Annotated in this window: 14 protein-coding genes; 8 read left to right on the top strand and 6 right to left on the bottom strand. The window is 61.5% G+C overall.

Annotated features, from left to right (window positions below):
• Positions 1–17 precede the first annotated feature (17 nt).
• On the bottom strand, positions 18–1,334 hold the full coding sequence (locus ACVI9W_RS23670) for an NHL repeat-containing protein (RefSeq protein WP_461531433.1): 1,317 nt from the start codon (positions 1,332–1,334) through the stop codon (positions 18–20).
• Between the two features lie 366 nt (positions 1,335–1,700).
• On the opposite strand from ACVI9W_RS23670, the gene ribD reads away from it, so the two are divergent.
• A complete protein-coding gene (gene ribD / locus ACVI9W_RS23665; protein ID WP_461531432.1) occupies positions 1,701–2,165 on the top strand; it encodes a bifunctional diaminohydroxyphosphoribosylaminopyrimidine deaminase/5-amino-6-(5-phosphoribosylamino)uracil reductase RibD in 465 nt (154 codons plus the stop codon).
• A 122-nt stretch (positions 2,166–2,287) separates the two neighbouring features.
• Here the strand turns inward: ribD and ACVI9W_RS23660 are convergent, their stop codons facing one another.
• A complete protein-coding gene (locus tag ACVI9W_RS23660; protein WP_461531431.1) occupies positions 2,288–3,016 on the bottom strand; it encodes a lytic transglycosylase domain-containing protein in 729 nt (242 codons plus the stop codon).
• A 175-nt stretch (positions 3,017–3,191) separates the two neighbouring features.
• Positions 3,192–4,052, bottom strand: a complete 861-nt coding sequence (locus ACVI9W_RS23655; protein WP_461531430.1) for a CAP domain-containing protein — start codon at positions 4,050–4,052, stop codon at positions 3,192–3,194.
• A 220-nt stretch (positions 4,053–4,272) separates the two neighbouring features.
• Here ACVI9W_RS23655 and ACVI9W_RS23650 point away from each other — a divergent pair, with 220 nt between their 5' ends.
• Both ACVI9W_RS23650 and ACVI9W_RS23645 read left to right on the top strand, forming a co-directional pair.
• Positions 4,273–5,145: a GNAT family N-acetyltransferase gene (locus ACVI9W_RS23650; protein WP_461531429.1), complete on the top strand. Its 873-nt coding sequence runs from the start codon at positions 4,273–4,275 to the stop codon at positions 5,143–5,145.
• Entirely contained in the window at positions 5,145–6,038 is an 894-nt protein-coding gene (locus ACVI9W_RS23645; RefSeq protein WP_461531428.1) for a polysaccharide deacetylase family protein, read from the top strand. The genes ACVI9W_RS23650 and ACVI9W_RS23645 overlap by 1 nt, the downstream gene beginning before the upstream one ends.
• 67 nt (positions 6,039–6,105) lie before the next feature.
• Here the strand turns inward: ACVI9W_RS23645 and ACVI9W_RS23640 are convergent, their stop codons facing one another.
• Positions 6,106–6,762, bottom strand: coding sequence for a Bax inhibitor-1 family protein (locus ACVI9W_RS23640; RefSeq protein ID WP_461531427.1), 657 nt, complete (start codon positions 6,760–6,762; stop codon positions 6,106–6,108).
• A gap of 725 nt (positions 6,763–7,487) precedes the next feature.
• Between ACVI9W_RS23640 and ACVI9W_RS23635 the strand changes: the two genes are divergently transcribed.
• From ACVI9W_RS23635 to ACVI9W_RS23620, 4 genes are read left to right on the top strand one after another with little or no spacing between them, the layout of a single operon-like run.
• Entirely contained in the window at positions 7,488–11,669 is a 4,182-nt protein-coding gene (locus ACVI9W_RS23635; RefSeq protein WP_461531426.1) for a hypothetical protein, read from the top strand.
• Complete coding sequence (locus ACVI9W_RS23630; RefSeq protein ID WP_461531425.1) at positions 11,669–12,853, top strand: alpha/beta hydrolase family protein; 1,185 nt, start codon at positions 11,669–11,671, stop codon at positions 12,851–12,853. The genes ACVI9W_RS23635 and ACVI9W_RS23630 overlap by 1 nt, the downstream gene beginning before the upstream one ends.
• A 40-nt stretch (positions 12,854–12,893) precedes the next feature.
• The gene (locus ACVI9W_RS23625; RefSeq protein ID WP_461531424.1) at positions 12,894–13,298 is read left to right on the top strand and encodes a DUF6632 domain-containing protein; all 405 of its coding nucleotides are present in this window, start codon (positions 12,894–12,896) and stop codon (positions 13,296–13,298) included.
• A 58-nt stretch (positions 13,299–13,356) separates the two neighbouring features.
• On the top strand, positions 13,357–13,977 hold the full coding sequence (locus ACVI9W_RS23620) for a DcrB/PsbP domain-containing protein (protein ID WP_461531423.1): 621 nt from the start codon (positions 13,357–13,359) through the stop codon (positions 13,975–13,977).
• 74 nt (positions 13,978–14,051) lie between these two features.
• Here the strand turns inward: ACVI9W_RS23620 and ACVI9W_RS23615 are convergent, their stop codons facing one another.
• Together ACVI9W_RS23615 and ACVI9W_RS23610 are read right to left on the bottom strand one after the other, a co-directional pair.
• On the bottom strand, positions 14,052–14,486 hold the full coding sequence (locus tag ACVI9W_RS23615) for a GFA family protein (protein ID WP_461531422.1): 435 nt from the start codon (positions 14,484–14,486) through the stop codon (positions 14,052–14,054).
• Between the two features lie 71 nt (positions 14,487–14,557).
• Entirely contained in the window at positions 14,558–15,499 is a 942-nt protein-coding gene (locus ACVI9W_RS23610) for a carbon-nitrogen hydrolase family protein (protein WP_461531421.1), read from the bottom strand.
• 103 nt (positions 15,500–15,602) lie between these two features.
• On the opposite strand from ACVI9W_RS23610, the gene ACVI9W_RS23605 reads away from it, so the two are divergent.
• On the top strand, positions 15,603–16,298 hold the full coding sequence (locus ACVI9W_RS23605; protein WP_461531420.1) for a winged helix-turn-helix transcriptional regulator: 696 nt from the start codon (positions 15,603–15,605) through the stop codon (positions 16,296–16,298).
• The last annotated feature ends 28 nt before the right edge of the window (positions 16,299–16,326 follow it).

The following is a 16,326-nucleotide window of genomic DNA, read 5'->3' as shown; positions in this document are numbered from 1 at the left end:
GGCGGCCATCCGCCAACTTAACGCCCAAGCGGACTTGCAGGTTGCCTGGTACCCAAGGCGCCCGCAGGTGCCTGCTGTTGGGTCGCGCATTGGGGGTCATTTTCAAAGCATGCCGTCGCCGCTTCACCGCCCTGCGCTTCGCAGACCGGGCCACAGATTGCATCTTGTTCGGCACCGGAAGCGCAGTCCAGCGCCGCGCAAACATCAACGGTAGTGCCATTCTGGCAGAAGCACCGCAGCAGGTTAGGCCCGCCGGCAACCACCTCCTGGTAATTCAACGTTTTCGCGTCGGTAGCGCCAAAGGTCAAATACCAGGGCTCGCGCAGCTGGCCACCGCCCCTGGCCGGAGGGACAAACAACAGGTATTGCTTGCTCGCCACGTCGTAGCGACGCACCTCTCCGGTGTTGGTGATGGGCACGAACAGTTTCTTTTCCGGCCCAAACAACAGCGCCTGGGCGAAAGCGCGGTCCTTGCCCGGCTCATAAAGATTGATCTTGTCGACGAATTTGCCGGTTTGATCGTAGATGCGGATCGAGTCCGTATCACTGTTGTTGGCCCTGAAGCTGGTGACATACAGCCGACCATCGGGGCCGAAGGCCAAGCCCTGCGGCCGATTAAGCTGGCCCACCCCGCCTTTGTCGGCGATGAAGCTGCCGCGGAACTTGCCGTCAGCGGCAAAGCGCAAGATTTGCCCACCAAGCTCGTCCTTCTTCTGGCCGTGCACCGACACGTAGAGAAGGCCGTCAGGGCCAAACACAATGCCCCGGGGATGAAAGTCACCGTGAGACGACACACTCCTGAAGCTGCCCAGAAGTGTGCCTGCTGCGTTGTAGGTCAAGAGCCTGCCCGGCGAGTTGCCGGGGCTGGACACGCTGCTCGCGGCGTAAAGCACCTTTTCCGGGAAAGCCTCACGGACGATACCGAACGGTGCAAACGGAGCATTTTTATCCGTAGAAGGAACCCAGGCTCCCAGGAAGGCGCCCGTGTCGCGGTTGAAGCGCAACACCGATCCTGGCTGTTTGCTGTCGACATTCTCGTTCGCGACCACCAACTGCTCCCCATCCACGAACATGCCCCGGGGCCCGACCAGCCCGCCGCTTTTTGAGCGCACGAAGGCGTCCGGGTTGTTCGAAGGATCGAGGTCGCCATCGAGGAACGCCCCTGATACGGCGTCGAAACGCTTGACGGTCTTGTCAGCGGCATCGCCGATATACAAAACGTCGGCACTGAAGGCGCTGCGGATACTCAATGCGCCGGCCAGTGCCAGCACTGAACAGAGCACCAGCAATAGAGCGCTGACCATTGAATAGATGTTCACGCGAGGGGTATGCATGGACGCATTCGCTCCTGGTACGTTAGGGGAAACGGACGCCCATACCCACAGCCGCGACTCGCCATTGGCATCATCAGCACCAGACGCCCAGCGACCGCGCTTGAGCGCCCACTGGGCGTTTCGCGTAAGTAAAGATCTGCCCATCAATATGTCAAAACAATATCAGCGCTCAGAAGACCGGCGGTCGCCATGCCGGCCGGCACGGCTTTTTCCTGCATTATCCGGCACGGTAAATCCGGCTCCAGGTTACGGATCTGTCGGGTCGAGAGATGATCCGGGCCGTGCAAACGACTCAGAAATAGACAGTCTTCGTTATGTTGACCCTGTATCCTGACGGCCTGATCTCACTAGCAAGGAGCTTCTGATATGTCACTTACCAGCGAACTCGAAACGTTCAGCGATGCGGACCGATCGCTGATGAGCCAGGCTCTGGACCTAGGCAGGCAGGCACTTCCCGGTTGTCTGCCAAACCCACCTGTAGGCTGCGTTATCGTACGTAACGGAGCCATCATCGCTAGCGGTTACACCCAGCCACCGGGAAAGCATCACGCAGAAGCAATGGCACTGTCGCAACTGGAGACAGCGCTCGATGGCCTGACCGCTTACGTCACGCTGGAGCCCTGTTCATTTGCCGGCCGTACGCCTTCGTGTGCATTGGCCTTGATTAGCGCGGGGGTAGCGCGTGTGCATGTTGCAATGCTTGACCCCGACCCGCGCAACGCTGGGGCAGGCATCGAAATGCTTCGCCAAGCTGGAATTGAAGTCACTGTGGGTCTTCTCCAAGACCAGGCTCAACAGCACCTGTCACCCTACCTGTGCCAAGTGCAGTGAGTGTTTCAACCCGAAGCCATGAACGTCCGCAATGGGTCGATAGCTACCGGTGAGCGTGGACGTTCGGCTAAGCCATTCCTCGCCCGGCGTACTACCTGTTCATGGTTATGCGCCCTACGCTACTAGCGATGGTTGCGATAGCGTTCGGTCAAGGACTGCACGCGGGTAACGTAGGTTTGCGTCTCGGCGTAGGGAGGCACCCCGTTGTACTCGACCACGGACGCTTCGCCGGCGTTGTAACCTGCCAACGCCAGCATCTGGTTGCCATTGAAGCGCTTGAGCAGCCAGGCCAGGTAGCGCACGCCGCCACGAATGTTCTGCCGGGCATCGAACGGATCGTCCACAGCGAAGCGCGCGGCGGTGGCGGGCATCAACTGCATCAGCCCCTGGGCGCCGGCTACGGAAATAACGTTGGGGCGAAACGCCGACTCGGCATGTATCACGGCGCGGACCAGCGCCCTGTCGACACCATATTGACCCGCTGCAGCTTCGATCTCGCGCCGATAGGATTGGGTGTCCAGGCGCAGTGAGGCGACCTTGAAATCCTTCGGCGCCATGCACAGATAGCAGCCCTTGATGTAATAGAGTTCAAGAACATCGACCCGTGCGGCGATCCCGACGGGGCGCCGGCTCACATATTGACGAACCCCCCGGTGGACGAAGGTGAACACCCGAACCCGCACCGCGCCAGGGTCGTCGCCCCGCACAATCCGTGGCTGGGCCATTGCCTTGGCGCCGTCGCTGGCTTGGCACGTGAACATGGCGCTGGCGCACAGTGGCGTGACCAGCAAGGCCAGCTGGATGCAGCCAAGCAGGCTCTTGCGAGCCCATCGCCATGCTCTGAAACTCATCACATCGCTCCACACCGCAGGCGCCGATCAGGCCTGGAGCGCCTGGCCCGGGCGCTGCCTTTGGAGGGCCTATCCTATTGTGGGTGACCCGCCTTTTGTTCTGGTAGTTATACCCCTTGTACCCCCCCTTGTAACCGGCCATCGAACTTGCGTTGACGTACGGGCTAGCGCCCTCTCAAGGCGCGCCGAACAGCATCGTCCAATACACCCCCTCATCGCTACGCGAGTTCGCGGCATAGGCCGCACCCACCTGGGTAAACATCGGGTTCATCAGATTGGCGCAATGCCCGGGGCTGGCCAGCCAGCCGGCCATAGCCTTGCTCGCGGAGCCCTGTCCGGCGGCGATGTTCTCGCCGATCTGACGGCCACGGTAGCCGGCGTCCCTCGCCCGGTCTGCCGGCATATCACCGTCGGGGTCACGGTGCGCGAAGTAATTGCTGTTGGCCATCGTCCGGCTGTGTTTCTGCGCCGCCGCCCCCAGGGCGGTATTCCAGGCCAACGGACGTGCTGCGGCGAAGCGCTGGCGACCACACAGGCGCGGCTTCGCCCGTGCTGCGTTGACCTGTGCCAGCAACGCTTTGCTCGCGGATCGCCCATCGCCGAGCTGAGCATCGAGCAACGGCCGCGCCAGCACCACCCGCCACTCGTTCCGGGCGCGGCTGACACCGATATCGGCAAATTGAGTATCGAGCAAGGCTGCGCAGTAGTCGCTCTGGAGCATGTCAAAGGCCTCCTCGGCGTCTTGCGCGCCGACCAGACGGATGCTGCGCACCGCCACCGCCTGATAACCGGCAGCCTTCAACCTTTCCCGCAAGGCGCCGCCATAGCCGACCGGCAACGCCAGGTTCGACTTCAACACCAGCGGCGTCGAGACCCGAACCACACGTCTCTCGCAGCGCTGGGGCTCGGCGCGGTAGTCGTTGATGGCCTCCACCAGTTGCCGTTCCCCGCCGGCATGGGCGGGGCTGGCGAACAGGGGGAACAAAGGAATGAGGCAGAGCGAGACAAAGCGGGAGCAGCGGAAGGCTTGGCGCATGGGGCGAACAGCTCTGATGGGATGACGGCGGTAATGCCGAAAAAAGGGCTCGGCTAAGACTGCGCTCCTCATCACAAGGTTCACGAGCAAAGGGTACAAATTTACTGTCGGAGCAAGGTGACGTGACGGCCTGGATCACTACTCGGATTGAAGCTATACCGAAAGGGTTAAGAGTGGTGATGGAGCACATGCTTGATTAGCAACTGAGGAGAGCCTCGCGGTGTCGAATCAGCTGGTCATACGTAACATGACCCGTCCCGAGCTGGACGAGCTCGTCGATTGGGCTGCCCGTGAGGGGTGGAATCCCGGTCTTCACGATGCCGAGTTGTTCTGGGCTACGGACCCTGCCGCCTTCATCGCGGCGTCCCGCGGTGACGAGTTGATAGGCGGCGGTGCGATCACCTCCTACAACGGCGAATTCGGTTTCATGGGTTTTTTCATCGTCCGGCCTGAACATCGCGGTCAAGGTCTGGGCAATACCCTCTGGCACGCACGCCGCGAGCGACTCCTCGCCCGCCTCCGCCCTGGCTCAAGCATTGGCATGGACGGCGTCTTCGCGATGCAGGACTACTACGCCAAGGGTGGTTTCGTCTTCTCCCATCGCAACATGCGTTTTCGTGCCGAGATCACTAAGCGCACGGCGTCCTCACAGGTAGACGATCAGGACATCCTCCCGTTGGCCAGTTTCCCGTTCGCTGAGGTTGTCGATTACGACCGCACCTGCTTCCCCGCCGCGCGTGAAACCTTCCTGAGCGGGTGGATAACCCAGGCCGACGCACTCGCCGTGGGTTGCCAGCGCGAGAGCAGGCTAAGCGGCTACGGTGTAGTAAGGCGCTGCCGGGAAGGCTACAAGATCGGTCCCTTGTTCGCCGATGACGCCCTGGCAGCCAATGCCCTCTACGCGCGCCTGGCGGAATTTGCGCAGGGTGGCCCGCTGTTTCTCGATGCCCCGGAGAATAACCCCGCCGCAATGGCGCTCGTGCGCCAACAGGGCATGGTCGAGGTTTTCGGCTGCGCACGCATGTACCTCGGCCCGCCTCCGGCGATCGCGCACGAACGTGTGTTCGGCGTCACGACCTTCGAGCTGGGCTGATGTCCGCTCGCGACCTCATCGGTTATGGCGGCTGCCCTCCCCACCCGCGATGGCCTGGTGAAGCGCGCGTCGCGGTCCAGTTCGTACTCAACATCGAAGAGGGCGCGGAATCCTGCATTGCCAATGGCGATGCACAGTCTGAGGCCTGGCTTCATGAGCTACCGGGCCGCCCGCCGCGTGTGGGGGAATCGGACTTGAGCGTCGAGGGCATGTACGAATATGGATCGCGCGCAGGTGTGTGGCGCATTCTGGAACTGTTCAGCGCCCGCGGCTTGCCGCTGACCGCCTTCGCTGTCGGTCGAGCACTGGAACTCACCCCGGCGATTGGCCATGCGCTCTGCGCTGCCGGGCATGAGATTGCCGGGCATGGCTACCGTTGGCTGGACTATCGCGACATACCTGAAGACCAGGAACGGCGCCATATCCGCCTCACCCTCGACATTATCGAGCAGATCTGCGGTAAACGCCCGGTAGGTTGGTACACCGGAAGGGTCAGCCAGAACACCCGCCGCCTGTTACGTGAGGACGGCGGGTTTCTCTATAGCTCGGACGCCTACAACGATGACCTGCCCTATTGGCTCCCAGGCTCGCCCGCCCACCTGGTGATCCCTTACACACTGGTCAACAACGACGCCCGTTATCTGCTGCCGAATGGTTTTGCCTGCGGTGAAGACTTCTACCGGCTGCTCAAGGATGCTTTCGACCTGCTGTGGCAGGAGGGCGCGCAACAGCCGAAGATGATGAGCGTCGGCCTGCATGGGCGGATCAGTGGCCATCCTGGTCGTGCGATGGCGCTGGCGCGCTTTCTCGATTACGTGCAAGGCCACGACGCGGTGTGGATCTGCCGGCGCGAAGACATTGCCAGGCACTGGATATCCCAATTCCCCGCGTGAGCGGCCAGTGGTTCGAAACGGCCCGAGTCACGCTGGCCGGGATTTTGTGCCGTAGCCGCTGCGCAACTCACTTCCTGGACATGATCCGCAAGATCCGCAGGAACAGATTGATGATGTCCAGATACAGCGATGCGGCGCTATCGATCGCATTGTCCACGCTACGCTCGATCTGGTTCGCACGTCCCCAGTCCACCCCGATATAGCCACAGAAGATCGCTGCAACGATCCAATCCATCGCCGCCAGATGGGTGCCGAACAACCAGGCTTGCCCCAACTCGACGACTATCGTAACCACCAGGGCGATAAACAGCGACGCTTCGATGCGTTTGAAGAAGCCGGGAAACGCGGAGCCCAGGAGCATCATGCCCACGGTCAGCAAGGCGGTCGTTTGCACGGCTTTAATGATGTTTTGATGCGAATAGTCCGGGAGGACAATGACCAGCAGCAAGCCTATCGGAACCACGATCAGGTTGTAGCCGAGAAAGCTGTACAGCGGTTTCTCAGACTTGAATATGATGGCGACACCCGTCAGCGTTGTGATCATGTAACCGGCCAAGAAGAGCAGCATGGGGATGGCCTTAATAACGTCGGCCGGCACAATGGTTACCAGGTACCAGTTGACGGCAAAGCCCCACAGCAGCACTGCACCGAGGATGAGATTGTAGGCGTTGGCCGATATCTGATGGTTGGTTCCGACCCGGTTGAAAGTTTGGTTTTCCAGCATGTCCGTTATGTTCCCTGGATAGTGTCTCTGTGAATGCTGCCCGGAATGACGTGCATTCCATGCCACCTGGCTGAGCCGCTACTGTTACTCGAGATCGATGTCCCACGCGAGAGCCGCCAGCGCAAGCGCGGGTTCGATGGCTCGGAGCGTGGTGATATTACGACGCCGGGTACGCTCTGACAGCAAGCGTGATGGTAACCGTAATCACCTGCGAAATGGACTAAGAAATGGCACTTCGACTTAGGCCGCAAAATTCCAGCGCTTGAGGGATGAGGTGACGATTGGGTTTCTGGGGATCTCGTACAGCGCCTGGGTAATTACTTGAAGTGACCGACTTTTAAAGACCCATTCGAGCTTACGTCGCCGGATAGATATCGCGAAATTCTTTAGCGAAGAGTCAACAGCTAGTCGAAAGTTTTACTAGTGTTAATTGCACTGTGCGAGAAATCTCACCCAGCCGGCACACGGCTTGTTCCGTGGTGCCGTGTGTTATCTGGACACTCGCCGCGTTTATTTCGGCGGACATCAAGAAAATCAGGGTGCTACGTACACAACCAGAATTTTATGCAACAGTAACTGACGTGTTATAGACAGCGTATGTCGCCTATTACTTAATAATAGTTCGGCGCATTGATTAAATACGTCCCGGCGTTGAACAGTTGGATGGGCAATTCCGTCGAAGGAATGAATAGCGCACCCCGCACTCAAGAACCGGAGTTCCTGCAATGAATGATGAAAGAGGGTTCGTGCGTTCGACGAGCGCACATCTGGACGTGCCGGCGCTTCTAAAGCAGCCTTTAACCGAGCTGCTGGCCGTTTCACCGGACGCGGCGACCGCGCTGCAGTCGCTCGGCATCCAGACCATCTTTGATCTCGGCTGCTCGCGCTTGTTCGCCGACGCTCGCGTCGTCGCCTTCACCAAGGACGAGTTGGGCCCGGCGGCCATGCATGGCCTGGCACCCGGCGACCTGCTCGACGACGCCACCCGTTATGACACGCTCGAAGCGCTAGGCACGCTGCCGCTCAAAGCTCTGCGCCTGCTGAGCGGCACCCAGGCAACCAAGCTGAGCCAGGCGCTGCAGGTGACGACGGTGCGCGACTTCGCGCAGTGGCCGCCTTACGTCGCTGCGCGCCAACTGGTCAACGGTTCGTTCGGCGGTGCTTCGATGGACCGCGATGCCTTGCAGGAAGAGCGGTTGCGCCCGACCTTCGGCGAGTTTCCGACCGAACGTGTGTACTACACGACGCTCGTCATGCTGCAGATGAACGAGACTGCGGCCGACGGCATGAAGGTGCTCGACGGCGGCATTTCGCTAGACGCTTCGCTCGCCCAGCGCAACGGTTTCACCAAGCCGGCGATCGGCGCCCAGCTCACCTACTCGCAGTCGTGGTACGTGCAGGGCATCACGTTTGGCCATCTGCTGCACTCGCTGGCCCTCGCCCCCGGCGAAGCGACACGCATCGCCATCGTCGACTGGTCGCGCCGCACGCGGGCCACCTCGACGGAAGCGATCAGTGAAACCGAGCAGCTCGACTCGGCCACCTCGCATGCACGCGCACTGAGCGAGGTGCAGAACGCAGTGGCCAATGAAATGCAGCAAGGTGGGTCGATGTCGACCTCACACGCCGAATCGAGCGCCTACAGCGCACAGGCTTCGGTGGGCACCGGGCTGCTGACCAGTCTGTGGGCGAGCGGCGACGTGTCTGGCACCACGCAAGGTTCGACCACCGACACCACAGCCTCGTCGTCGTCGTGGTCGCTCGGCAACCGCTCGGTGGCCGCCTCGATGACGCAAAACATCAACGACCGCACCGAGCAGCACAGCACTTCGGCCCGCAACCGCCGCGCAACCGCAGTACGCGAGGTCTCGCAAAGCGAGCACGAGCAAGTCAGCACGCGCATCGTCGCCAACTACAACCACATGCACGCGCTGACCATCCAGTACTATGAGATCGTGCAGGTGTACCGCGTGACCACCCGCCTGCACCGGGCAGAGCGCTGCTTGTTCATCCCGATCGAGCGGATCGATTTCAGCGCCGGTAAGGGCGATCAGTTCGTCGAGCGCTTTCGCGGAGCGCTGGCGCGCGCCGCGCTTAATGTCCGTGCCCGCGAGCTGCTGCTCGATGAGGTGTCGGCCGTCGAAGTGAGGGCCACCAGCGCACGCATCGTGGCGCCGTTTGCCCAGGCCGACCTGCTGCGCGCGGCCGTGCGCTTGAACGCGGCGGCGATGATGGCGCGGCCCGAAACGCTGGCGGCCGCAGGCGCCGCTGTTGCGCCGGCCACGGCACTCTGTGCGACGGCGATGATGGGCGTCGCTGGCGTGCGCACCTGGGATCGCGCCGAGCTGGCGACTGCGTCGCGCTTTCTGGCGCGGCCGATCGTGCGCCCTGGCTCCGACGCGCTATTCGTGCCCGACGATACAGAGCTGCTGGCCATTACCTTCGACCAGGTGGTGATCGACAAGCTGCGGCTCGACCGCATCGACCCGCAAGCCAGCGACACCGACCTGACGGTGCACAGCGGACGGGTCGATCTGCCGGCCGGCGTGCGCATGGGCGATCTCGACGCCATCCACGCTTCGCGCACCGAGAGCAGCAGCGGCTCGGGGCAAATGACGCTGTGGTGCGCGCATCTCGGGCGGCGCTTCTCGCTGCCGACCATCCCCATCGAGGTGGGCACGGCGGTCAGCCGCGTAGTCGCCTTGCGCACCGACCAGGCTGACCGGCGCCGCGAGCTGCTCGCCCACCTGCAGGCCAACAACGCGCACTACACACAGGCCATTCTGCGCTCGCTCGACAGTGCCACGTTAGTACTGCTGCTCGCCGACTACACCTGGAACGGCCGACCGGTCATCGACCAGGTGGAGCCTAAACCGGTAACGGTGGCGGGCAACTTTCTGGTGCTGCGCGCGCCGCTCGACGACGGCGAGCCGTCGGGCGTGCGGGTCGATGGGCGTGAGCTAGCGTGGAGCAAGCTGCTGGTGCAGCGCGGTTTCGACATGGGCGACGAGCCCGATGCGCGCGTCGTGCCCATCCCCACCAACGGTGTGTTCGCCGAGGCGGTGCTCGGCCGCTCGAACAGCGCCGAGAAGCTGGAGTACACGCGCTTCTGGAACTGGCAAGACTCGCCGATTCCGCTGCAGCCGACCGAAATCGCGCCGGTATCGACAGGCTCGCGCGCCACGCCGGAAGACCTGAAGCCCGGGCAGCTCGGCCAGCCGCTACTCAACATCGTCAACCCGACATCACTGCCCGATCCTGCGGGCCTCGGCGCGGTGCTGACGGCGGTCTCCAACGGCAACATGTTCCGTGACATGGCAGGATTGGCTGGCACGCAGGCGTTGGCCGGGCAGACGTCGCAGGGTACGCTCGATGCCGCGACAGCAGCGGCGCAGATCGCCAGCGCGAACATGCGTGCGCAGATGCAGAAGGCCGTGGCGATGGGACAGATCGCGGCCGATCTGGCGAAGACTGCGATGGGCATGCCGTCTTCCGGCGGTAGCAACCAGAGCATCACGGCTGAGGCCGCGCGTGTGGCGCACGGCGAGCAGCGCGATGCGGCCGGCCTGACGCCGGGCAGTGCAGCGGGCGGCGGCGCGTCACCGGACATTGGCGGTGACGACGGATCGAGTGGTGGCGGCGAAAGCGCTGACGGCACAGGCGTGGAGCGCGCCGTGTTCGGCGGGTCCTCGCAAGGCAGCTCGGGGCAGGCGGCGTTCGAGCGCGCGCTGTGGGGCCCGATGGGCGAGCCCGCCGGCAACCTGGCCCGCGACGTGCTCGGCTATGCCAATGACGGCACGACCGGGGCCGGCGGCGGCATCGGCGGCGCAGGCGGCAGCTCTGCTAGCACGACGGTGAGCCCGTTCTCCACCAAGCTTTACCCCACCGAAATGGTTCCGGGCACGGCGCACAACACGCGGCTTACCAATGCGCTGCAGACGGTGCGCAATAGCCTGGCGACGGCTGAAGAAAAGAAGACGCTCGACGAGGTGGCGATCTTCGTGGCCAAGCTCACGCCGAGCGGCACCATGGAATTCGCCGGCGTGCGCGAGCACGAGATGCTGTTCTCCGGCAGCCTGCTCAAGGTGAGCCTGCTGTACACCAGCTTCGAGCTGGTGGCGCGTGTCAACGCAGTGGCGCCGCACATCACGGCCGGCAGCGCAGCCGACTTCTTCGCCAAGGTGAAGAGCGACTTCGATCCCAAGATCGTAGGAGCCATTCCCAAAATTTCGGCCGGGCCATGGCGCCAGGTCTCGTTCGACAAGGCGCTCACCGCCACTGCTAACGCTTCGGGCAACTTCAGCGTGACGATGAGCCCGCGCCACGACCAGGAGTTGCGTAGCATCTTCAATAACCAGAACCAGAACGAAGGCGCCAAGGGCTGCATGCGACGTCTGGGCTTCAGCTACGTCAATGGCAACATGGACGCCGCAGGCTTCTTCGGCGTCGCCACCGAAACCGGCATCTGGATGGCCACCGACTACATGAAGGACAACCCGGCAGAACCCGGTAACTGGCCATCGTTCCATGTGCCAGTGGCGGGCGGCGGCAGCTCATCGGCTGCCTGCACCTGTATCAGCATGGCCAACCTGCTGACACGCATCCACCGCAAGGAGCTGATCGACGCCGCCGCTAGCCAGACCATGCGCGACATCTACGCCACCGGCGGTTCGTGGCTCTCGGTGACGGGCGCGGGCGGGCCCTATTCGTTCACGTCCACCGGCGCCAAGGTCGGGCATTCGGACAGTCCTTCGGCGAACGTTGAGACGGTCAAATCCGAAGCGCTGTACCTGAAACGCACGATCGACAACGTGCCCTTCGTGTGTGTGTGGCAGAACGTGCCCGATACGTTCGCCTTTAAGCACATTTACAAGGTGGTCGACGAGGTGATCAAGAACTGGCCGTGATGAGCTTTTCAAGCTTACTTAAACTGAACTTTCGCCTCTGCATCACAGCAAGCATGATGGGGGTCACTGCATGCAGCTCTTTTGCGATAGAGCCATGTGAGAACTATTCGGTGCTGGGTCTAAGAACACCAGGTACAGTTCGGCTGCGAACGGAACACTACCGGGCGGTCATCGGCGATCCGGCATTGGCCGCAGCGAGGGTCCTGCCCTATGCGTTGATGTCAGCCTATGCCTATCGGGTGCCGACGGGTTGTCCGGATGACCCTGGAAATCCAGTTCGTGTAAACGATGAGGATGCCAAGACTATCAATCGGCACCTGCTTGAAACTACCAGCGGGTCCGAATGGAAAGAACGTTCAGATCTCAGCATTTACAACAGCGCTGGCCCGGTAAACTTTGGTTGCGAGGACAATACGGGCTTGATGTATTACGTCTGGGAACGCCAGGTTGGAAATCAGATGAGGGTGGCGGTCGCCTTCCGAGGGACTTCCGGGGGGAAAAACGACTGGGTTTACGGCAACATGTGGTGGTTCACAAGGCTTTTGCCGACAGCCAACCAGTACGAGATGGCACGCGTACACATGCGCCAGATCCTGAGTTACTACGAAGCCCAGGCTGTGGAACTAGGAATGCAACCGCCCCGGTTCATCACGACGGGACATTCACTTGGTGGAGGGCTTGCCCAGCACATGCTTTATGCGTTTCCTGATCGCATCGAGCAAGTTATCGCGTTTGACCCCACCCCTGTGACGGCCTCGGTGGATGTCAGTGAAACAGCCAAAAAGGTTGAAAACTGCTCCTGTTTACCAGAACACCTGAAGCATATAGGCGTCAATCTAGGCTCAGAGGCAAGAATCTTGAGAGTCTACTTTGACTACGAAATCCTCTCGTCCCTGAGACTACCTCACAAGACATTCCTCGGGCTTCTTCCCTATGTCCAGGAAGTAACGTTCAACCTCTCTGGCGCTTGGGGGCCGGTTTCTCGACACTCCATGAGTAAACTTGCAGAAGCTATCTACACAGCAAGCGGTGGAAAGACCACGTACACACAAGGTGATGCCTGGTTAGCAAGCCGTTATATGCCCTGCACCGAAAAACTGAGGAAGGAACAAGTGGATAGCTGCAAGTACATGAGCGGCCTGGCCCCGATTGGCAAATGCCCTATCAGCCCGGCAAGTGAGTAGCTATGCTTGATCTACTGCCGGAGCTGATTAGGAGTCCGCCATGACCGTGGTCGATCGCCTCAGGTATTTGCGCGTCGTTCTAGTTTTGGCTGGCCTCGCGTGCCTTGCTCTCTACCCACTTATGTTGTTCTGGCCGTCTGGCTGGGCCTGGCACGTCGGTCACTCGGACTACCCGATGATGATCGTTGGCATCTACGCAACACTTGGCGTGTTCTTGATCCTGGCCGCACGTGATCCATTAGCCAATCTGAGTCTAATCTGGTTCGCCGTGTGGTCTAGCGCCGTACACGGAGGAATCATGGCCGTCCAGGCGGTCACCCAGCCGGGGCAAATGGGGCACTTGGCAGGCGACGTACCGGCGCTCTTCATCGTGGCGGTTGCCTTGGCCATCTTGACGCCCCGCTCGCAATTATCCGCTCGGCCCCGGACACAAAATGGGGCCTAAGAGCAGGTTTGTGTGAGCATATCCACCCTGCCATGCCCCCTGCCCCATGAGAGGCCGTATGTCGATTTTCAACACAAGAACCCTGACGCTGACCCTGGCCGTCGTCGGCCTGTTGGGTCTGTCGAATCTGCATGCCGCCAGCAAACCCACCACCAAGCCGACACCTGAAGTAAACGTCGCGGTGCTCGGCGGCAAGTTCAGCTTCAACCTGCCGGCAGGCTTCAACGCCAGCCCTCTGAGCGCCGATGAACAAAGCAGCGAAGGCGCCGATGCCGTGGGTACCCTGTATGCCAATGCACAGGAAAAGCGCGTGGTCATGGTGGTCGAGAAACCGCTCCCCGAAGCGTCTCGCCCCGGCGACAACGACGATGCCTTCCTCGACGGCGCCGTCAGTGGTTTCGTCGACCGCCAGAGCGCCGGGCTGCCGGACTTTCGACAAACCGGCGAATCGCGCCTTAACCGCAACGGCCTGGGTGTGCGACAAGTCGACAGCACGGCGACCCTGGGCGGCGGCAAAACGTTGAACAGCACCTTTATCGCAGGCTCCGGCGATCGCATGGCAGTCATCCAGGTCATTTCCCGCGGCGACGATGCCAGCGGTCATGCTGCGCTGGTCAAGCGAATCGCGGGTGAATCCTCGATGCCGATTTCGGAATCTCCCAAAAATCACGGTAAATAGCATGCAAGCCCCTACGGCTTGCAACGCTTTGTCGGCGCCCAGAAGCTGGAGCGCCGAACGCTACCGTACTGGCGCTATTCGTCCACGCTGACGCCCGATCCCCCTAACTCACTAGGGACATCCTTGAGCTTGGGCAACCCGTCTTTGATGCGCAGCCTGGTCTCCTGATAGTGGACGTGAACCTCTGGCGAATACGCCAGATCCGGGATGACTGCGGCATACACGTCGATGAGCCCCATTCCGGGGTGTTCGGTGAAAATATGCCCGCCGCAACGCTTGCACCATTTGCGCAAACTCTGCGGTGTCTTGTTGTAGCTGCCAATGTTCTCAGCCCCCCGAGTGACTTGCAGCGCCTCGGGTTTCCACAGCGTGAAGGCATTGACCGGTGCTGCTGACCAATGTCGACACGACTCGCAATGGCAATAGCCCATTGCGGCCGGCTCACCGCTGACGGTGAACTCGACTGCGCCGCAAAAACAACTGCCTTTGTAAGACTTTTGAACGCTCATGGAATGACTCCTTTATCAGTTGTGACACACATCACCGAAACTGGAATGGATCGCCTGAGAGGCGGTTAGCTTCATTCGTCGATGAAACGCACCGCTGTCGCCGGCGTGCGTCGCACCTGCAATTCGAAGATGTCAGGGCGCGCATAGTGCCCGGTGACGTCAAGCGCCCGCCGCGCCGGCGCCACGAGTGACACGTCGATGTCTGCATAAAGAATGCCTGCCTCACGGTGTAATGGACCGGCCACGATCCGCCCTTGAGGGTTGACCACCACCGAGTCGCCGTCGTTGATCCACTCTTGCGGATCGGGAAACAGTTGCAGGCGAACCGGAAAATCATCGGGAATGTCGCTGCCGCGCAGCGAGGTGCCACTGCCGAGTACCCAACAGCGGCCTTCGAGGGCAATGTGGCGCATCGTGCTGATCCAGCCATCGCCCGTGTCGTAGGTGGGGGCAACGTAAATTTCCACCCCTTGGGCATACAGAGAATAGCGTGCCAGCGGCATGTAGTTTTCCCAGCAGATGAGCGTACCAATGCGCCCGACGGGGGTATCGACCGTACGCAACCCTGACGCATCACCGAAACCATGGACCATACGTTCGGGGTTGGTTGGCATCAGCTTGCGATGCCGGTTGAGCACTTCGCCGTTCGCACCGATAACGACTACGCTGTTGTAGAGCGTGCCGCCGCCATTACGCCGCTCGCATTCATTGATACCGCATACGATTGTCACGGCGTGAGCGCTGGCGGCCTCGCACAATTCGTTGAGGTCACCGTTTGCGATATCAACGGCGCTGGCCAGCAGACGCGTGTGCAGCTGGCCCATTATCGCCCCGTCTTTTCCCGCCGCCAGCCGCCAGATCCACGATGGGTAACCTGGAATGAACGATTCGGGCAAAACGATCAGCGAGGCGCCGGCCGCCGCGGCCTCAGCGACCGATTGCACGGCCCTGGCGATCGTCGCGCTGCGATCGAGCAGCACGGGTGGCCGCTGAATGATGGCTATCGTGGTCATGGCGTTCTCCTGAGGCGTTGGCTTTCGGAGGTTTCAGCGTGCGCGCGGCGAAGCCGCAAGGCTAGTTCAGAATCTGAAGCGTTGTAGTTGCGGAGTACAGGCGATGGATGAAAGCTACGGTCAGTTCTGCACGGTCGCGCGCGGCGCTGAAGCCCTGTGCGAGCGCTGGACGCCTTTGGTCGTGCGTGAGCTGCTATGCGGCAGCAAGCGCTTCAATGAACTGCACCGCGGCGTGCCACGGATGTCCACCAGCTTGCTCGCACAGCGGCTGCGCCACCTGGAAGAAATCGGTGTGGTACATCGCACAGCCGCAGGCAAAGTCTGGGAATACAGCCTGACCGAGGCCGGCGAAGAATTGCGCCCCATCATAATGGCGCTAGGCCATTGGGGCGCGCGCTGGATAGGCAGTCGCCTTCGCGATAGCGAACTCGACGCGGGCCTGCTCATGTGGGACGTGCGCCGGTTCGCGCGCATCGAGATGTTCCCGCCCCGCTCGGTGGTCATTCACTTCAGGTTCCGCGACGCGCGGTCCGGCGAGCAAGCGTGGTGGCTTGTGGTCGAACATGGGGTGGCAGATCTGTGCCGCGACGACCCCGGACGCGAACTCACGCTCGTCGTGGACTCCAGCGTGCGGGCATTGACCGAGGTGTGGACGGGCGACCGCACACCCAGGGAGGTGCTTCAGTCGCGAGAGCTGCGTGTAGATGGTGCGGTGCAGGATGCGGAAAACTTGTGGCGCTGGCTTGGTACGAGTGCGTTCGCCGGTACCCGGAGCGCTGCAATCCAGCCGGTGGATTAGCCATCGAGAAAAGTAAGCGATCGACCGT

The sequence above is a fragment of the Pseudomonas sp. 210_17 TE3656 genome, from assembly GCF_054821965.1.
Note: the sequence above shows the minus strand (reverse complement) of the source record. Positions and strands in the feature narration are given on the sequence as shown.